Below are 13,175 nucleotides of genomic sequence, written 5' to 3' on the forward strand. Positions count from 1 at the left end.
GCGGCACGGCCCGCGGCCAATCAGCAGTGAGCCGATCATGACCGAGACCGACGCCCTGAGCTGGGATCCGTCGCAGATCCATACCCTGTTCGAGCTGCCCCTCCCGGAGTTGCTCTTCCGTGCCCAGGAGGTGCACCGCCGCCACTTTAACCCGGGCCAGGTCCAAGCCTGCACCCTGGTCTCGATCAAGACCGGGGCCTGCGCCGAGGATTGCACCTACTGCTCGCAGAGCGCCCGCTACGACACCGGCCTGGAGCGCGAGGGGCTGATCGACGTCGAGGCCGTCCGCGAGGCAGCCCGCCGGGCCCGCGCCAGCGGTGCCACCCGGCTGTGCATGGGCGCAGCCTGGCGTGGTCCCAGGGACCGCGACCTGGGGACCCTGGAAGCCATGATCCGGGCGGTGAAGGAAGAGGGGCTGGAGAGCTGCCTCTCCGCCGGCCTGCTCGCCGAGGGGCAGGCTGAGCGGCTGGCCGAGGCCGGGCTCGACTACTTCAACCACAACCTCGACACCTCCGCTTCGTACTACGATCAGGTGGTTACCACCCGTAGTTACGAGCAGCGACTGGAGACGCTCGAGCGCATCCGCGCCGCCGGGATGCGCGTCTGCTGCGGTGGCATCGTGGGCCTGGGCGAGTCGCGCGCCGACCGCGTCGAGATGCTGGCCACCCTGGCCAACCTACCGGTGCAGCCGCAGAGCGTGCCGGTCAACCGACTGATCCCCATTCCCGGTACCCCGCTGGAGGAGACCGAGGCGGTGGACCCGTTCGAGGTCGTGCGCACCATCGCAGCGGCGCGCATCGTCATGCCCGGCTCCTACGTCCGTCTGGCCGCCGGGCGCGAGCAGATGAGCGACGAGCTCCAGGCGTTGTGCCTGAGCGCCGGGGCCAATAGCCTCTTCCTTGGCGAGCGGCTGCTGACCACCGGCAACCCGGAGACGGACGCAGACCGGCAGCTGCTCCATCGCCTGGGGATGACGCTCGAGCCGCACCCCCACCGTTGCGCCGAGCTGGAGCCGTGAGCGATCCGGCGGCCCGGCTCGATGCGCGGCTGGCGCCGCGGCTCGCCGAGCGCCGCGAGGCGGGGCTGTACCGCCACGCCGAGGTCCTCGACGGCTACGACGGGGCCACCGCCGTCCGGCGCGATGGCCGGCGGTGCACCGTCTTCTGCGGCAATGATTACCTCGGCCTGGCTGCCGACCCGCGCCCGGCCCGGGTTCTCGCCGAGCACGCGCAGCGCTCGGGCAGCGGCGCCGGGGCTGCGCACCTGGTCACCGGCCACCGCCCCGAGCACGAGGCGCTCGAGGCGGAGCTGGCGGCGTTCACCGGCCGGGAGGCCGCGCTTCTCTTCTCCACCGGCTACATGGCCAATCTGGGCGTGATCACCGCTCTGGTCCGGCGGGGGCAGGCGGTGGCCGAGGACCGTTTGAATCACGCCTCGCTGATCGATGCCGTACGCCTTGCTGGGGCGCGCCCGCGGCGCTACCGCCACGCCGACCCCGCGCATCTGGCGGAGCAGGTGGGCGAGCGCGCTGCGCTGGTGGTCACCGACGGTGTCTTCAGCATGGACGGCGACGTTGCCCCGCTGCCTGAGCTGGCCGCCGTCGCCGAGGCCGCCGGTGCGGTGCTGGTGGTCGACGACGCCCACGGCCTCGGGGTGATCGGGCCCGGGGGGCAGGGCAGCGTGCCGGCCACCGGCTGCGCGCCGGAGCGGGTCCCGGTGCTGGTGGGTACCCTGGGCAAGGCGTTCGGTACCTTCGGTGCCTTTGTCGCCGGCAGCCGGACCCTGATTGACGCCCTGCGCCAGTGGGCCCGTCCGTACATCTACACCACGGCACCGCCGGCGGCGCAGGCGGCGGCTGCCCTGGAGGCGGTGCGCATCGCCCGTGCCGAGCAGTGGCGGCGTGAGCGGCTGCAGGCGCTGATCAGCCGCTTCCGCGCCGGCGCCCGGGAGCTGGGCCTGCCGGTGGCGCAACCGCCGGGGCCGCAGACGCCGATCCTCCCGGTGCTCGTCGGCCAAAGCGCCACTGCCAGCGCCTGGAGTGCCGAGCTCGATCGCCGCGGCCTGCGCGTCGCGGCGATCCGGCCGCCGACCGTGCCGGCGGGAACCGCCCGACTGCGCGTCAGCCTGACCGCCTGCCACGGCGAGGCGGACATCGACCGGCTGCTTGAGGCCCTGGATGCGGCCGCTCGTCGCCACCCCGCCACCCCGGAGGCGGTGTCGTGACAGCGCCGCTGCTCCTGGTCCCGGGCTGGTCCTTCGATGCGCGCGTCTTCGCCCCCTTGCGGGCCGCTCTGGAGGTGCCGGCTGACGTGCTTGAGCTGCCGGGCCATGGCGGCTGCGCCGACCCCGGCACGGTGGAACTCGCCGGGGTGGCTGCGCCGGTCATCGATGCCGCGCCGGACGATGCGGTTTGGGTGGGCTGGTCGCTAGGCGGCACCGTTGCCCTGGAGGCCCTGCGCCGAGGCAAGCCCTTGCGCGGTGTGGTCCTGATTGCTGCCACGCCTCGGTTTACCATGGAGGCCGACTGGCCGTGTGCGACTCCGGCGGCAGAGCTGACTGCCATGCAGGCTGGCCTCGGGCGGAGCCCGGCGGCGACCGATCGGCGTTTTCGCCGGCAGCTCGGGCGGGTCTCGGCGGACGATGCCGCTGCCGTCGCCGACCCCAGTCAGGCCTCCAACGACGGGCTGGCGGCCGGGCTGGCGGCCCTCGCCGAGGCTGACCTGCGCGGGGCGCTTGCCGGGGCGGTGCAGCCGCCGCCGACGCTATGGCTCGGGGGGGGGCGTGATCCTCTGGTGCCCACGGCGGCGCTGCAGCGGGGCGCCGCGGCCTGTGGCGGCCGGGTGGAGATCCTCGATGACGCTGGCCATCTGCCCCACTGCACCCACGCCACCGAAGTGGCACAGGCCATCCACTGCTTCCTCGAGGAGGTCCGATCGTGAACCCAGGCGATGCCCAGCGGATCGATCGCCGTCGCGTGCGACGCAGTTTCGACGACTCGGCGGAGCGCTACGACGAGGTCGCCGTACTCCAGCGCGAGGTCGCCGACCGCCTGCTTGAGCGGCTCGATCCGGTCCGGGTGGCCCCGCGCCGTGTCCTCGACCTCGGTGCCGGGACCGGCTACGCGACACGTGCGCTGATCCGGCGCTACCGCAAAGCCGAGGTCCACGCCCTGGACATCGCTCCGGCCATGCTGCAGCGGGCCCGGCGGCGGGCGCCGTGGCTGCGACGTCCGCGCTGCGTCTGCGCCGATCTTCACGCCCTGCCGTACCCGGACGACACCTTTGAACTGGTCTTCTCCAGCCTGGCCCTGCAGTGGGCGGAGGACCTGCCGGCGGCCCTGCGCGAGCTGCAGCGGGTGACCGCCCCGGAGGGGGCGGTGATGTTCGCCACCTTCGGCCCGGATACACTGCACGAGCTGCGCGGGGCTTGGGCCGAGGTGGACGATCACGCCCGCGTGCACCGCTTTCCCGACAAGCACGACGTCGGCGACCGGATGCTCGAGGCGGGGTTCGTCGACCCGGTGCTCGATGGCGAGCCCTTTAATCTCACCTATGCCCACCCGCGTGCCGTTATGCGCGACCTCAAGGCCCTGGGTGCCTCCAACGCCGCCCCCGGTCGCCCCCGCGGTCTGCTCTCACCCCACCGCCTGGCCCGGGTGGAGGCCGCCTATAGCCTCGCCTGGCGTCAGCCCGACGGCCGCGTGCCGGCCACCTACGAGGTGGTCTACGGCCACGCCTGGGGTATGGCCGGAACCCCGCAGCGCGCCGACGAGACCGGCGAGGTCCGGCTCGATGTCCACGGTATCCGGCGGAGGCGGCGGTGAGCGCGCACCGGGACGGTCTCTCCGGGGTGTTCATCACCGGCACCGACACCGGAGTCGGCAAGACGGTCTACGCCGGGGGGCTGATCCGTCTCCTGCAGCGCAGCGGGGTCCCGGTGGCGGCCATGAAGCCAGTGGCCGCCGGTTGCCGACGCACCGCCGCCGGACTGCGCAACGACGACGCCGAGCAGCTGCAGGCCCTGTTCGATCCGGCTCCGCCCTACGCCACCGTCAATCCGTGCGCCCTGGAGGCGGCGGCCGCCCCGCACCTGGTGGCCGCGGAGGAGGGGCGATCCATCGATGTTGCGGGGTTGGTCGCGGCGGCCCGGGCGCTGGCGCAGGAGCGGTTCACCGTCGTCGAGGGGGCCGGCGGCTGGCGGGTGCCCCTGGGGCCGACGCAGGACGTGGCCGGTCTGGCCCGGCAGATCGGCCTGCCCGTGGTGCTGGTCGTCGGCGTCCGCCTGGGCTGTCTGAACCACGCCCTGCTCAGCGCCGAGGCGATCCGTGCCGACGGCCTCACTCTGGCCGGCTGGGTGGCCAGCGAGCTGGAGGCCGACGACCCGCGCCGCGAGGCGCAGATCGCCAGCCTCGATGCCCGCCTGCCGGCGCCGCGGCTCGGGCGCATCCCCCCGCTGGCCACGCCCGACCCGCAGCGGGTGGCCGACCACCTGGTGCTGCCGCGTTAGCTACGAGGCGCCGCCACGCGGGGCGTAGGGCGGCCGGCTCTGTACGTGGTGGTGCCAGTCGCCGCTGTCGATCAAGCGGGCGTAAGGCGGGACCCGGTTGATCCAGTAGATCTGGCAGGTCAGCGGCGCCTCCGGGGCCGAGGCGGGGTGCGCGGCGACCTGTTCCCGGCGGTACAGCCCGGCCCGCGGTCGCTGCGGATCGCAGTCCTCGTAGGGGTCGAGGACGCGGAAGACCCGGCGAGGATCGAGCACCGTGAGGAGTACCCCGCGCACCCAGGTCTCGCGGGAATCCTGTGGCAGGCGGGGGACCGCGCCCGGGAAGGGGCCCAGGTCGTAAAGGCGCCCACGGATCCAGCCTTCGTCGATGCGTTCGGTGTAGCGCTGGATGGCTGCCTGCACTTGCGGATCGTCGGCCCCCGCGAGGATGGTCCCGTACGCGAACAGTCGCTGTTGCATCGTCACGCTGCGCCTGCCGGCTTTACAATCCCCACGAGGGTAACCCAAACAGCAGGAGGGGCAAGCTATGCGCCTGACGAGTCAGAGCCTGACCGACGGTCGACCGGTCCCGGAGCCGTACGCCTTCGGGATCCCGGATGCCGAAAACCACATGGCCCTGGGCCGGAATCTCAGCCCCCACTTCGCCTGGTCGGATCTGCCGGCGGGCACGCGCTCGCTGGTCCTGGTCTGCCACGACCCGGACGCCCCGAGCCACGCCGGCGACGTGAATCGCGAGGACCGGGAGATCCCCTCGGACCTGCCGCGGGTGGACTTCTACCACTGGTTGCTGGTCGACCTTGATCCGGGGCTGGGCGAGGTGGCCGAGGGCGCCTTCGCCGAGGGCGTGGTGCCCGGGGGCAAGGATGCACCCGAGGGGCCCCACGGCACCCGGCAGGGGGTCAACGACTACACCGACTTCCTCGCCGGCAGTGACGAGATGCGCGGTACCTACTACGGCTACGACGGGCCGTGCCCGCCGTGGAACGACTCCATCCCGCACCGCTATATCTTCACCCTCTACGCCCTCGACGTGGAGCGTGCGCCGGTGGCGGCGGGTTTCCGCGGGCCCGACCTGCTCGAGGCCATTCGCCCGCACATCCTCGATCAGGCCAGCATGACCACCACCTACAGCCTCAACCCCCGCGTCCCGGCGTAAGCGCGGGGCGTCTCTCCCCCGGTGGCCGTCGTGCCCCCGGGGGGAGCGTCAGTCCTGCCCGTAGGGGTTGTTCATGACGTCGAACCAGCGCCGATGGTGCTCGGCCGCCTGCTCGCGCCAGCGCCGGACCTCCTCGCGGGAGTGCTTCTCGCGGATGCGGTGATCGGATAGCGAACGCGGGTCGTCGTCCTGGGGGTGCTTGTCGGCGTCGGCGCTCATGGCTGTCCTCCTGTCTCGTCCTCGTCGTCCGCCCCGGCCAGCAGGCCGAGGTCGTGGAGCAGGGTCTCAATGGCGTGTCGGGTCCGCTCGTCTGGGTTGGCGAGGCGGAACCCGGTGGCCGTATAGGCCGGGTTCACGTCCGGTGCCGACCAGCGCGCCTCGGCGGTGACGTCGATGCGTACATCGCCAGCGATCTCGCTGCCCGGCTCACCACGGATCTGCAGCTGCAGGCGCTGCCCGGGGGTGAAAGCGCGGTCCCCGATGAGCAGCAGCCCGTCCGGCGAGAGATCGCCGAGGACACCGAGCCGCGTCCCGTCGTTGCCGTCGTGTACCGGTAGATAGTAGAGCAGGTGCGAGCGCTTTTCGCCTCGCCGCAGACGCTGGATTTGCGGCCGGTAGCCGGTCTTGCCGCCGCGCTGGTTCATGGCGATCTCTCCTTGGCTTCAGGGGCGATGGGGCTCGGCCAGGTACTCGTGGCTCTGCATCTCGTGGAGCCGGCTGGCGGTGCGCTGGAACTCAAAGGCCAGCCGCCGGCCGGCGTAGAGGGCCTCCGGCGCTGCGGTCGCCGAGCAGATCAGGTTGACCCGCCGCTCGTAGAGTTCGTCGACGAGCGCCATCCACCGGCGTGCCTCGTCCTCGCGGTTGGCCTCGAAGCGGGGCACGTCGGCGACCAGCACAGTGTGGAACAGTCGTGCCAGCTCGATGTAATCGGAGGCGCTGCGCGGCCCGCTGCACAGCTCGGTGAAATCGAACCAAGCGACGCCATCGGCCCAGCGGCGCGCGCGGATCGGTCGGTCCTCGATGTCCAGGGTGCCGTCGCTCTGCCCGGGCTCCGGGGCGAGCTGCACGAACCGCTCCTGCAGTCGCGCGTCGTGTTCGCCGGCCGCGCCGATCAGGTAGACCGGCGCCTGCTCCAGGCGCTCGAGCCGGTAATCCCGCTCACCGTCCAGGTTCACCACGCGGCAGTGGCGCTTGAGCGCATCGATGGCCGGCAAGAAGCGGGCCCGCTGCAGGCCGTCGCGGTAGAGATCGTCCGGGTGCACGTTGGAGGTTGCCACCAGAGTAACCCCCTCGCCGATGAGCTGCTCGAGCAAGCGGCCAAGGATCATGGCGTCGGCGATGTCGCTGACGTGGAACTCGTCGAAGCAGAGCACCCGATGCTCGGCGGCGAAGTCGCGGGCCAGGTGGCCGAGCGGATCGCGGTGATCGCGCAGCCGGTGCAGCGCGTCGTGGGTACGCCGCATAAAGTGGTGGAAGTGCAGGCGCTGCTTGGCCGCGAAGGGCAGGGCATCGAAGAAGGCGTCCACCAGATAGGTCTTGCCGCGCCCGACCGGGCCGTGGAGGTAGAGTCCGGGGGCGGCGGTGCCCGGGCGCCGGCGCAGCCAGCCCAGCCACCCGGCGCCGGCCGGCTGCGCGAGCAGGTCGTCGTGGAGTGTCTGCAGGGCCTGCACGGCGCGCTGCTGGGCTGGATCGGGGTGGATAACGCCCCGGGCCAGATCGTCCTGGTAGCGAGTCTGAACCGGCATGGGGGGCTTAGATGGTCAGATCCAGGCGGCCGCCGCGGCCGAGGACATCGGGCTGCGACATGGCCTGAACCTCGACCAGTTGCCGCAGCCCCCGGGGCAGATCCTCGGTATCCGGCCGGAGGCCGTGGCTGCCGGCTCCGCCGCTGCGCAGCCCGCCCTCCGGCGTCAGGCTGCGATCCTGGCCCTCGTAGCGGGCGGCGATGAGCTCCGGCGGCCGGAACCCCCCGGCGTCGCCGAGTCGGGGGGTTGGCGGCTGGCCCACGCCGCCACTGGCCAACCCCTCGGCGGCCAGCGGTGTGGGGCGGACGGGTGAGGCGGGGCGAGCGGCCTCCGCGTGGCGGGCAAAGTCGGTCCGCCCGGCAGCCTCGGGCTGCTGGGTGCGTTGGGCCCCGCGCACGCGCTCGGCGGGGTTGAGGTAAGGGCTCCGGTTCGCCTCCACGTGCATGGCCTTTAGCCTACATCATCAGTGCCTCGAGGTGGGCCGCGGCGCAGCGGCCGACCACGGAGGTGTTGTAGCCACCCTCGAGCACCGAAACCACGCGCCCCTGGCAGTGGCGCTTGGCCACGTCCACCAACTCCCGGGTGGCCCAGGCGAAGTCGGTCTCGTCCAGCTGCAGGGTGGCCAGCGGGTCCGAGCGGTGGGCGTCGAAGCCTGCCGAAATCAGGATCAGTTCCGGCTGCAGCGCGTCGAGGGCGGGGAGGATGGTCTGCGTAAAGGCCTCGCGAAACGCCTCAGAGCCATCGCCGTCAGCCAGGGTGACGTTGACGATGTTCGCCGGGTTGTCGCTGCCCGGTGTGCCGGTGCCCGGGAACAGGGGGTGCTGGTGGGTCGAGAAGTAGTGGAACCCCGGCCGGCCGCGGCTGATCTCCTCGGTGCCGTTGCCGTGGTGAACATCGAAATCGACCATCGCCACCCGCTGCAGGCCGTAGTTGGCCACTGCGTGGCCGGCGCCGACGGCGATGTTGTTGAAGAAGCAGAATCCCATGGCCCGATCGGACTCGGCGTGGTGGCCCGGCGGGCGGACCGCACAGAAGACGCGCTGCGCCTTCCCGGAGAGCACGCCGTCGACCCCGTGGCAGACGGCTCCGGCGGCCCGCCGCGCGGCCTCGCCGGTGGCCGGGCAGAGGCGGGTGTCCGGATCGATGTGCCGGGCCCCCTCCGCGGGGACGCTTTCGAGCAGCGAGCGCACGTAGGTCGGGTCGTGGGCCAGCTCGAGCTGCGCGGTGGTGGCCAGCGGCGCCTCCTCGCGCAGGACGTACTCGAAGGTGGCGTGCTGGAGCGCCTGAAGGATGGCCTGCAGCCGCGCGGCGCTCTCCGGGTGGCCGGTGCCGGCGTCATGCTCCAGGCACTGGGGGTGGGTGATCAGCCAGGTTGTCACGATGCCTCCCGCGGGGCGCGCGCCCAGGCAAAGACCCAGGGTACGTCAAAGGACGGTACCTCGGCCTCCCAGTCGCCCCAGTCGGCGAAGGTGTGGGCCAGTCCGGCGCGGATCTCCTCGCGCAGGCCGGGTTCGTCGGCGCCGCAGCACTGCATGGCCATGACCCCGCCGGGGTTCAGTCGGTCCGAGACCTTGGCGAGGATCTCGCGGATATACTCGGTTCGCGGCTGGTCTTCTCGGACCGGATCCATGGTCAGGTCATAGATGATGCCGTCCCAGCGCTCCTCGGCGTCGAGGTAGGCGAAGGCGTCGCCGACCACCACCTCGGCGCCGGGCCGGTCGAAGGCGTCGCCGCAGAGATCCGGCAGGTACTGGCGTGAGAGCTCGATGACGTCGCCGTCGATATCCACCAGCACCGCCCGGCGCGCGCCGGCATCGAGCAGCGCGCGCAGGACGCCGCCGTCGCCGCCGCCGAGGATGAGCACATCGCCCAGTGCGTTGGCCTCGCGCAGCGGCCGGGTGATTGCCTGGTTGTAGGGCTCGTCGGCGTTGGCGATCTGCAGGTCGTCATCGAGGTAGAGCAGGTGCCCCACCGCCGGATCGTGGGCGATGACGATGTCCTGGTAGGCGGAGCGCCGCCGCTCGACGATGGTCTGGTTGTACCGCACGTACTCGGGCTGCATAGACTTCCCGGTTTCCTGCCAGGTGAGATCGCGGGCGGCACCCCGGAGCGGCGACCGCCCGTCCTTGACCGGATTCTACAGGGAGTCGCTGCCGCGTACGAAACGGTAGATGGCCACCTCGCCGAGCAGGTTCGGGGCCAGGTCGATGAACGGTGTCGAGCGGTGGGCGCGGTCGAGCAGGCGCCGCTCGCGGATCTGCACGCCCATGGTGGCGCACAGGCGCTCGAAGTCGCGCACCGTGCACAGGTGGATGTTCGGCGAGTTGTACCAAGCGTTGGGTAGGGCCGGGCTGCGTGGCATGCGCCCCTTGAGCAGCAACTGCATGCGCAGCCGCCAGTAGCCGATGTTGGGGAAGGTGACAATGCCGTGGCGGCCCACACGCAGCATGTCCTCAAGGAGTTTGTCCGGGTAGCGCACCGCCTGGACGGTCTGGCTCATGATGACGTGGTCGAAGCTGTCGCGATGGAAGTCGTCCAGCCCCTCGTCCAGGTCGGCACGGACCACATTGACGCCGCGGTCCATGCATCGGGTGACCTTGCGCGGGTCGATCTCCAGGCCGTAGGCGGTTACGCCCTTACGCTGGACCAGATAGTGGAGCAGTGTGCCGTCGCCGCAGCCCAGGTCCAGAACCCGGGAGCCCGGCTCGATCCAGTCGGCGACGATCTCCAGTTCGCGGCGCAGCGGATTCACGCCCCCACCTCCCGGGCGACGTTGCCCATGTAGGCGGAGAAGGCCTCCAGGTAGCGCTGGATGGGCATCAGGAAGGCGTCGTGGCCCTGGGTGGCCTCGATCTCCATGTAGCTGACCGGCTTGTTGTGTTCCAGCAGCGCGCGGAGGATCTCGCGCGAGCGTGCCGGGGCGAAGCGCCAGTCGCTGGAGAAGGAGAGCAGCAGGGTCGAGCACTGGATGTGCGCGAGCGCCGCGGAGAAGTCGTCGTCGTGGTCGGCGGCCGGATCGAAGTAGTCGAGCGCCTTGGTCATCAGCAGGTAGGTGTTGGCGTCGAAGTCCTGCACGAAGCGCTGTCCCTGGTAGCGCAGGTAGCTCTCGACCTCGAAGTCCACCTGCTCGAAGTCGAAGCTCATGTCGCCGCGCAGATCGCGCCCGAACTTCGCGCGCATGGCGTCGTCCGAGAGGTAGGTGATGTGTCCGAGCATGCGCGCCACCGCCAGCCCACGACGGGGCGAGACGCCGTAATCGTAGTAACGCCCGCCGTGGAACTCGGGGTCGCTCATGATCGCCTGGCGGGCGACCTCGTTGAAGCCAATGTTCTGTGCCGACAGCCGCGGCGCGGCGGCGATGACAATGGCGTGGCGCAGGCGGTCGGGGTAGTCGATGGCCCACTGCATCGCCTGCATGCCGCCCAAGCTGCCGCCGGCCACCGCCGCCCACTGGCGGATGCCCAGCTCATCGGCCAGGCGTGCCTGGCTTCGTACCCAGTCGCGCACCGTGACGATGGGGAACTGGTCGCCGTAGGGCTTACCCGTCTCCGGGTTGATGCTGGCCGGCCCGGTGGAGCCGTGGCAGCCACCCAGGTTGTTGCTGCAGACAACGAAGAAGCGGTTGGTGTCCAGCGGTTTGCCCGGACCGATGCACGTCTCCCACCAGCCCGGCTTGCGGTCGTGCTCGGAGTGGTAGCCGGCGGCATGGTGATTGCCGGAGAGCGCGTGGCAGACCAGGATGGCGTTGGTGCCCTCGCGGTTGAGCTCGCCGTAGGTCTCGTAGACCAGCTCGTACCGGGGCAGCTCCCGACCGCAGACGAGCGGCAGGGGCTCCTCGAAGGTTGCCTTGTGCTGGGTCACCAGTCCGACGGAGTCGGTCGGCGGGCTTCTCACCATGACACTTCCGCTCGCTGAGCAATAGCCGTGCAGTCTAGCGAGCCGGCTATGGCCGGGACAAGCCGCCTCAGGTTGGCGGGGGGGCTTCCGGGCGCGGCAGCCCCTCCGGCCACTGCTTGGGAGCCGTGATGCGCAGGGTCTTGTCCCGGCTGCGCTCACCGCGCAGCAGCGTCACGGCCGACTTGGCCACGCCGAACCGCCGGGCCAGCAGCTTGCACAGGGCGGCGTTGGCCTTGCCCTCAACCGGTGGGGTGTTCAGGCGCACGCGCAGTCGCTCGCCCTGCACGTCCAGCGCCTCCCGCTTGGCGCGCGGAGTGACGCGCACGTGCACCAGCCAGGCGTCGTGTTCCGGGTCCGGCGTGATCCAGGCCATGGCGTCGGCAACCGTAGCGGTCGATGGGGGTGCGGGACGGATCACGGCGCCGCCGGACACCCCGGCGACGCCGCGGGGCTGCGGCGGCTACATGGGCAGTGGTACCTGGCCACGCAGCGGGTAGACGGTGAGCATCCGCACCACGTGGATCAGCACCAAGGCGACCAGCGGCGAGAGGTCCAGTCCGCCCATATCCGGCATGAAGGAGCGGATCGGGCGCAGGATCGGGTTGACCAGCTGCTGGAGCAGGTGCAGCCCCGGGTGGCTGGCGGTGGGGTTGACCCAGCTGATGATTACGCCGATCAGGATCAGCACCGTATAGAGGTTCAGCACCAGGCCCAGCAGGCGTCCCACCGCCTCGATCGCCAGCGGCCCGAGCGGCGGCTGCTGCCCGTAGGCGAGCAGGAAGATGATGTAGAGCGCCGCCAGTTGCAGGACGAACATCAGTACGATCGCCGCCAGATCGATGCCGCCGACCCCGGGGATGACCCGGCGCAGGGGGTTGAGCACCGGTGAGGTGGCGCGCACCAGGAACTGCGAGATCGGGTTGAAGAAGTCGGCACGCACCGTCTGCAGCAAGAAGCGCAGCAGGACCGCCAGGATGTAGAGCGAGAAGGCGGTGGCGATCAGGAAGATCAGGGCGTCGGCGAAGTGGTTGGATTCCATTACTGCTCCCCTAGCAGGTTGCCAAGCTCATCGGCGCGGGTCGCGGCGGCTTCGGCCGCCCGCTGCAAGGCACCGCGCAGATCGGACGCTTCCAGGACTTCGAGGGCGCGCTCGGTGGTGCCCCCCGGTGAGGTCACCCGCTGGCGCAGCTGCGCCGGCGGATCGTCGGATTCCAGGGCCATGCGGGCCGCCCCGGTGGCCGTCTCCAGGGTCAGCAGACGGGCCGTTTCGCGGTCCAGGCCGAGCTCCACGCCAGCCTCCTCCAACGCCTCCATGACCAGGAAGAAGTACGCCGGACCGCTGCCGGAGATGGCGGTCACTGCGTCCATCTGCTGCTCGTTCTCCAGCCACCGGGTCTGCCCCACGGCGCGCAGCAGGGTCTCGGCCAGCTCGCGCTGCGCTTCACTGGCCTGCTCGTTGGCATAGAGCGCCGTAGCACCGCTCTGTACCAGCGAGGGGGTGTTGGGCATGGTGCGCACGATGGCCGTTCCGGCGCCGAGCCAGCGCTGCAGATCGCCCAGGCGGATGCCGGCGGCGATGGAGATCGCCACCGCGCCGCGCCGGGCGATGATCGGCCCGAGCGCCTCGGCCACGCCGCGCATGACCTGCGGTTTGACGGCCAGGATGACGGCATCTGCGGCCTCCGCCGCCGCCGCGTTGTCGGCGCAGGTCTCGATGCCCAGTTCGCCGGCCAGGCGTTCGCGGCGCTCGGTCTCGGGCTCGCTGGCGACGATGTGCGTGGCCGGGTAGCCGTCGGCGATCAGCCCGCCGATGAGCGAGCGGGCCATGTTGCCGCCTCCGATGAAGGCGATGCGCGCGTGCTGGGCCATAGTGA

General features: G+C 71.2%; 18 protein-coding genes. 6 read left to right on the plus strand and 12 right to left on the minus strand.

The features are described from left to right. The first annotated feature begins 37 nt into the window (after positions 1 to 37). From bioB to bioD, 5 genes are read left to right on the plus strand one after another with little or no spacing between them, the layout of a single operon-like run. Positions 38 to 1,018: a biotin synthase BioB gene (gene bioB, locus LRG10_RS03945; RefSeq protein WP_201241878.1), complete on the plus strand. Its 981-nt coding sequence runs from the start codon at positions 38 to 40 to the stop codon at positions 1,016 to 1,018. Further along, positions 1,015 to 2,223, plus strand: coding sequence for an 8-amino-7-oxononanoate synthase (bioF, locus tag LRG10_RS03950; protein WP_238634766.1), 1,209 nt, complete (start codon positions 1,015 to 1,017; stop codon positions 2,221 to 2,223). Before bioB ends, bioF begins: the two co-directional genes overlap by 4 nt. Continuing rightward, positions 2,220 to 2,939 carry an alpha/beta fold hydrolase gene (locus tag LRG10_RS03955; protein WP_238634767.1) on the plus strand — a complete coding sequence of 240 codons (720 nt, stop codon included), beginning with the start codon at positions 2,220 to 2,222 and terminating at the stop codon, positions 2,937 to 2,939. The genes bioF and LRG10_RS03955 overlap by 4 nt, the downstream gene beginning before the upstream one ends. Beyond that, positions 2,936 to 3,823, plus strand: a complete 888-nt coding sequence (gene bioC / locus LRG10_RS03960) for a malonyl-ACP O-methyltransferase BioC (protein WP_201169592.1) — start codon at positions 2,936 to 2,938, stop codon at positions 3,821 to 3,823. Before LRG10_RS03955 ends, bioC begins: the two co-directional genes overlap by 4 nt. After that, positions 3,820 to 4,506, plus strand: a complete 687-nt coding sequence (gene bioD, locus LRG10_RS03965) for a dethiobiotin synthase (RefSeq protein ID WP_201169591.1) — start codon at positions 3,820 to 3,822, stop codon at positions 4,504 to 4,506. Before bioC ends, bioD begins: the two co-directional genes overlap by 4 nt. Here bioD and LRG10_RS03970 read toward each other — a convergent pair whose 3' ends face one another. Next, entirely contained in the window at positions 4,507 to 4,962 is a 456-nt protein-coding gene (locus LRG10_RS03970; protein ID WP_201241876.1) for a gamma-glutamylcyclotransferase, read from the minus strand. A gap of 67 nt (positions 4,963 to 5,029) precedes the next feature. Between LRG10_RS03970 and LRG10_RS03975 the strand changes: the two genes are divergently transcribed. Further along, positions 5,030 to 5,659, plus strand: coding sequence for a YbhB/YbcL family Raf kinase inhibitor-like protein (locus LRG10_RS03975; protein WP_201169589.1), 630 nt, complete (start codon positions 5,030 to 5,032; stop codon positions 5,657 to 5,659). A 48-nt stretch (positions 5,660 to 5,707) separates the two neighbouring features. On the opposite strand, the gene LRG10_RS03980 is transcribed toward LRG10_RS03975, so the two are convergent. The 11 genes from LRG10_RS03980 to proC form a co-directional block, all read right to left on the minus strand. Beyond that, the gene (locus LRG10_RS03980) at positions 5,708 to 5,878 is read right to left on the minus strand and encodes a hypothetical protein (RefSeq protein ID WP_201169588.1); all 171 of its coding nucleotides are present in this window, start codon (positions 5,876 to 5,878) and stop codon (positions 5,708 to 5,710) included. Continuing rightward, positions 5,875 to 6,303, minus strand: a complete 429-nt coding sequence (locus tag LRG10_RS03985) for a PilZ domain-containing protein (protein WP_201169587.1) — start codon at positions 6,301 to 6,303, stop codon at positions 5,875 to 5,877. The genes LRG10_RS03980 and LRG10_RS03985 overlap by 4 nt, the downstream gene beginning before the upstream one ends. Positions 6,304 to 6,321: 18 nt before the next feature. Continuing rightward, positions 6,322 to 7,404 (minus strand): cell division protein ZapE, encoded by a 1,083-nt coding sequence (zapE, locus tag LRG10_RS03990; RefSeq protein ID WP_201169585.1) that lies wholly within the window; start codon positions 7,402 to 7,404, stop codon positions 6,322 to 6,324. A gap of 7 nt (positions 7,405 to 7,411) precedes the next feature. After that, a complete protein-coding gene (locus LRG10_RS03995) occupies positions 7,412 to 7,849 on the minus strand; it encodes a hypothetical protein (RefSeq protein WP_238634768.1) in 438 nt (145 codons plus the stop codon). A gap of 10 nt (positions 7,850 to 7,859) precedes the next feature. Beyond that, the gene (locus tag LRG10_RS04000) at positions 7,860 to 8,786 is read right to left on the minus strand and encodes a histone deacetylase family protein (protein ID WP_370645227.1); all 927 of its coding nucleotides are present in this window, start codon (positions 8,784 to 8,786) and stop codon (positions 7,860 to 7,862) included. Continuing rightward, complete coding sequence (locus LRG10_RS04005; RefSeq protein WP_201169579.1) at positions 8,780 to 9,466, minus strand: spermidine synthase; 687 nt, start codon at positions 9,464 to 9,466, stop codon at positions 8,780 to 8,782. Before LRG10_RS04005 ends, LRG10_RS04000 begins: the two co-directional genes overlap by 7 nt. Before the next feature lie 75 nt (positions 9,467 to 9,541). After that, on the minus strand, positions 9,542 to 10,147 hold the full coding sequence (gene metW, locus LRG10_RS04010; RefSeq protein WP_201169828.1) for a methionine biosynthesis protein MetW: 606 nt from the start codon (positions 10,145 to 10,147) through the stop codon (positions 9,542 to 9,544). Positions 10,148 to 10,152: 5 nt separating this feature from the next. Beyond that, positions 10,153 to 11,301, minus strand: coding sequence for a homoserine O-acetyltransferase (locus LRG10_RS04015; RefSeq protein WP_201169577.1), 1,149 nt, complete (start codon positions 11,299 to 11,301; stop codon positions 10,153 to 10,155). Between the two features lie 67 nt (positions 11,302 to 11,368). After that, on the minus strand, positions 11,369 to 11,674 hold the full coding sequence (locus LRG10_RS04020) for a DUF167 domain-containing protein (protein ID WP_238634770.1): 306 nt from the start codon (positions 11,672 to 11,674) through the stop codon (positions 11,369 to 11,371). 87 nt (positions 11,675 to 11,761) lie between these two features. Further along, on the minus strand, positions 11,762 to 12,340 hold the full coding sequence (locus tag LRG10_RS04025; RefSeq protein WP_201169573.1) for a YggT family protein: 579 nt from the start codon (positions 12,338 to 12,340) through the stop codon (positions 11,762 to 11,764). Continuing rightward, positions 12,340 to 13,170 (minus strand): pyrroline-5-carboxylate reductase, encoded by an 831-nt coding sequence (proC, locus tag LRG10_RS04030; RefSeq protein ID WP_201169570.1) that lies wholly within the window; start codon positions 13,168 to 13,170, stop codon positions 12,340 to 12,342. Before proC ends, LRG10_RS04025 begins: the two co-directional genes overlap by 1 nt. Positions 13,171 to 13,175 lie beyond the last annotated feature (5 nt).

This window comes from Halorhodospira sp. 9628 (genome assembly GCF_022228075.1).
GTDB classification, from domain to species: Bacteria; Pseudomonadota; Gammaproteobacteria; order Nitrococcales; family Halorhodospiraceae; genus Halorhodospira; species Halorhodospira halophila_A.

Coding starts and splice junctions, on each gene's coding strand:
- LRG10_RS04025 (WP_201169573.1), bottom strand. CDS start 12,340: ATGGAATCCAACCACTTCGCCGACGCCCTGATCTTCCTGATCGCCACC.
- proC (WP_201169570.1), bottom strand. CDS start 13,170: ATGGCCCAGCACGCGCGCATCGCCTTCATCGGAGGCGGCAACATGGCC.
- LRG10_RS04020 (WP_238634770.1), bottom strand. CDS start 11,674: ATGGCCTGGATCACGCCGGACCCGGAACACGACGCCTGGCTGGTGCAC.
- bioB (WP_201241878.1), top strand. CDS start 38: ATGACCGAGACCGACGCCCTGAGCTGGGATCCGTCGCAGATCCATACC.
- LRG10_RS03975 (WP_201169589.1), top strand. CDS start 5,030: ATGCGCCTGACGAGTCAGAGCCTGACCGACGGTCGACCGGTCCCGGAG.
- LRG10_RS03985 (WP_201169587.1), bottom strand. CDS start 6,303: ATGAACCAGCGCGGCGGCAAGACCGGCTACCGGCCGCAAATCCAGCGT.
- LRG10_RS03995 (WP_238634768.1), bottom strand. CDS start 7,849: ATGCACGTGGAGGCGAACCGGAGCCCTTACCTCAACCCCGCCGAGCGC.
- LRG10_RS03970 (WP_201241876.1), bottom strand. CDS start 4,962: ATGCAACAGCGACTGTTCGCGTACGGGACCATCCTCGCGGGGGCCGAC.
- LRG10_RS04015 (WP_201169577.1), bottom strand. CDS start 11,301: ATGGTGAGAAGCCCGCCGACCGACTCCGTCGGACTGGTGACCCAGCAC.
- LRG10_RS03980 (WP_201169588.1), bottom strand. CDS start 5,878: ATGAGCGCCGACGCCGACAAGCACCCCCAGGACGACGACCCGCGTTCG.
- LRG10_RS04005 (WP_201169579.1), bottom strand. CDS start 9,466: ATGCAGCCCGAGTACGTGCGGTACAACCAGACCATCGTCGAGCGGCGG.
- zapE (WP_201169585.1), bottom strand. CDS start 7,404: ATGCCGGTTCAGACTCGCTACCAGGACGATCTGGCCCGGGGCGTTATC.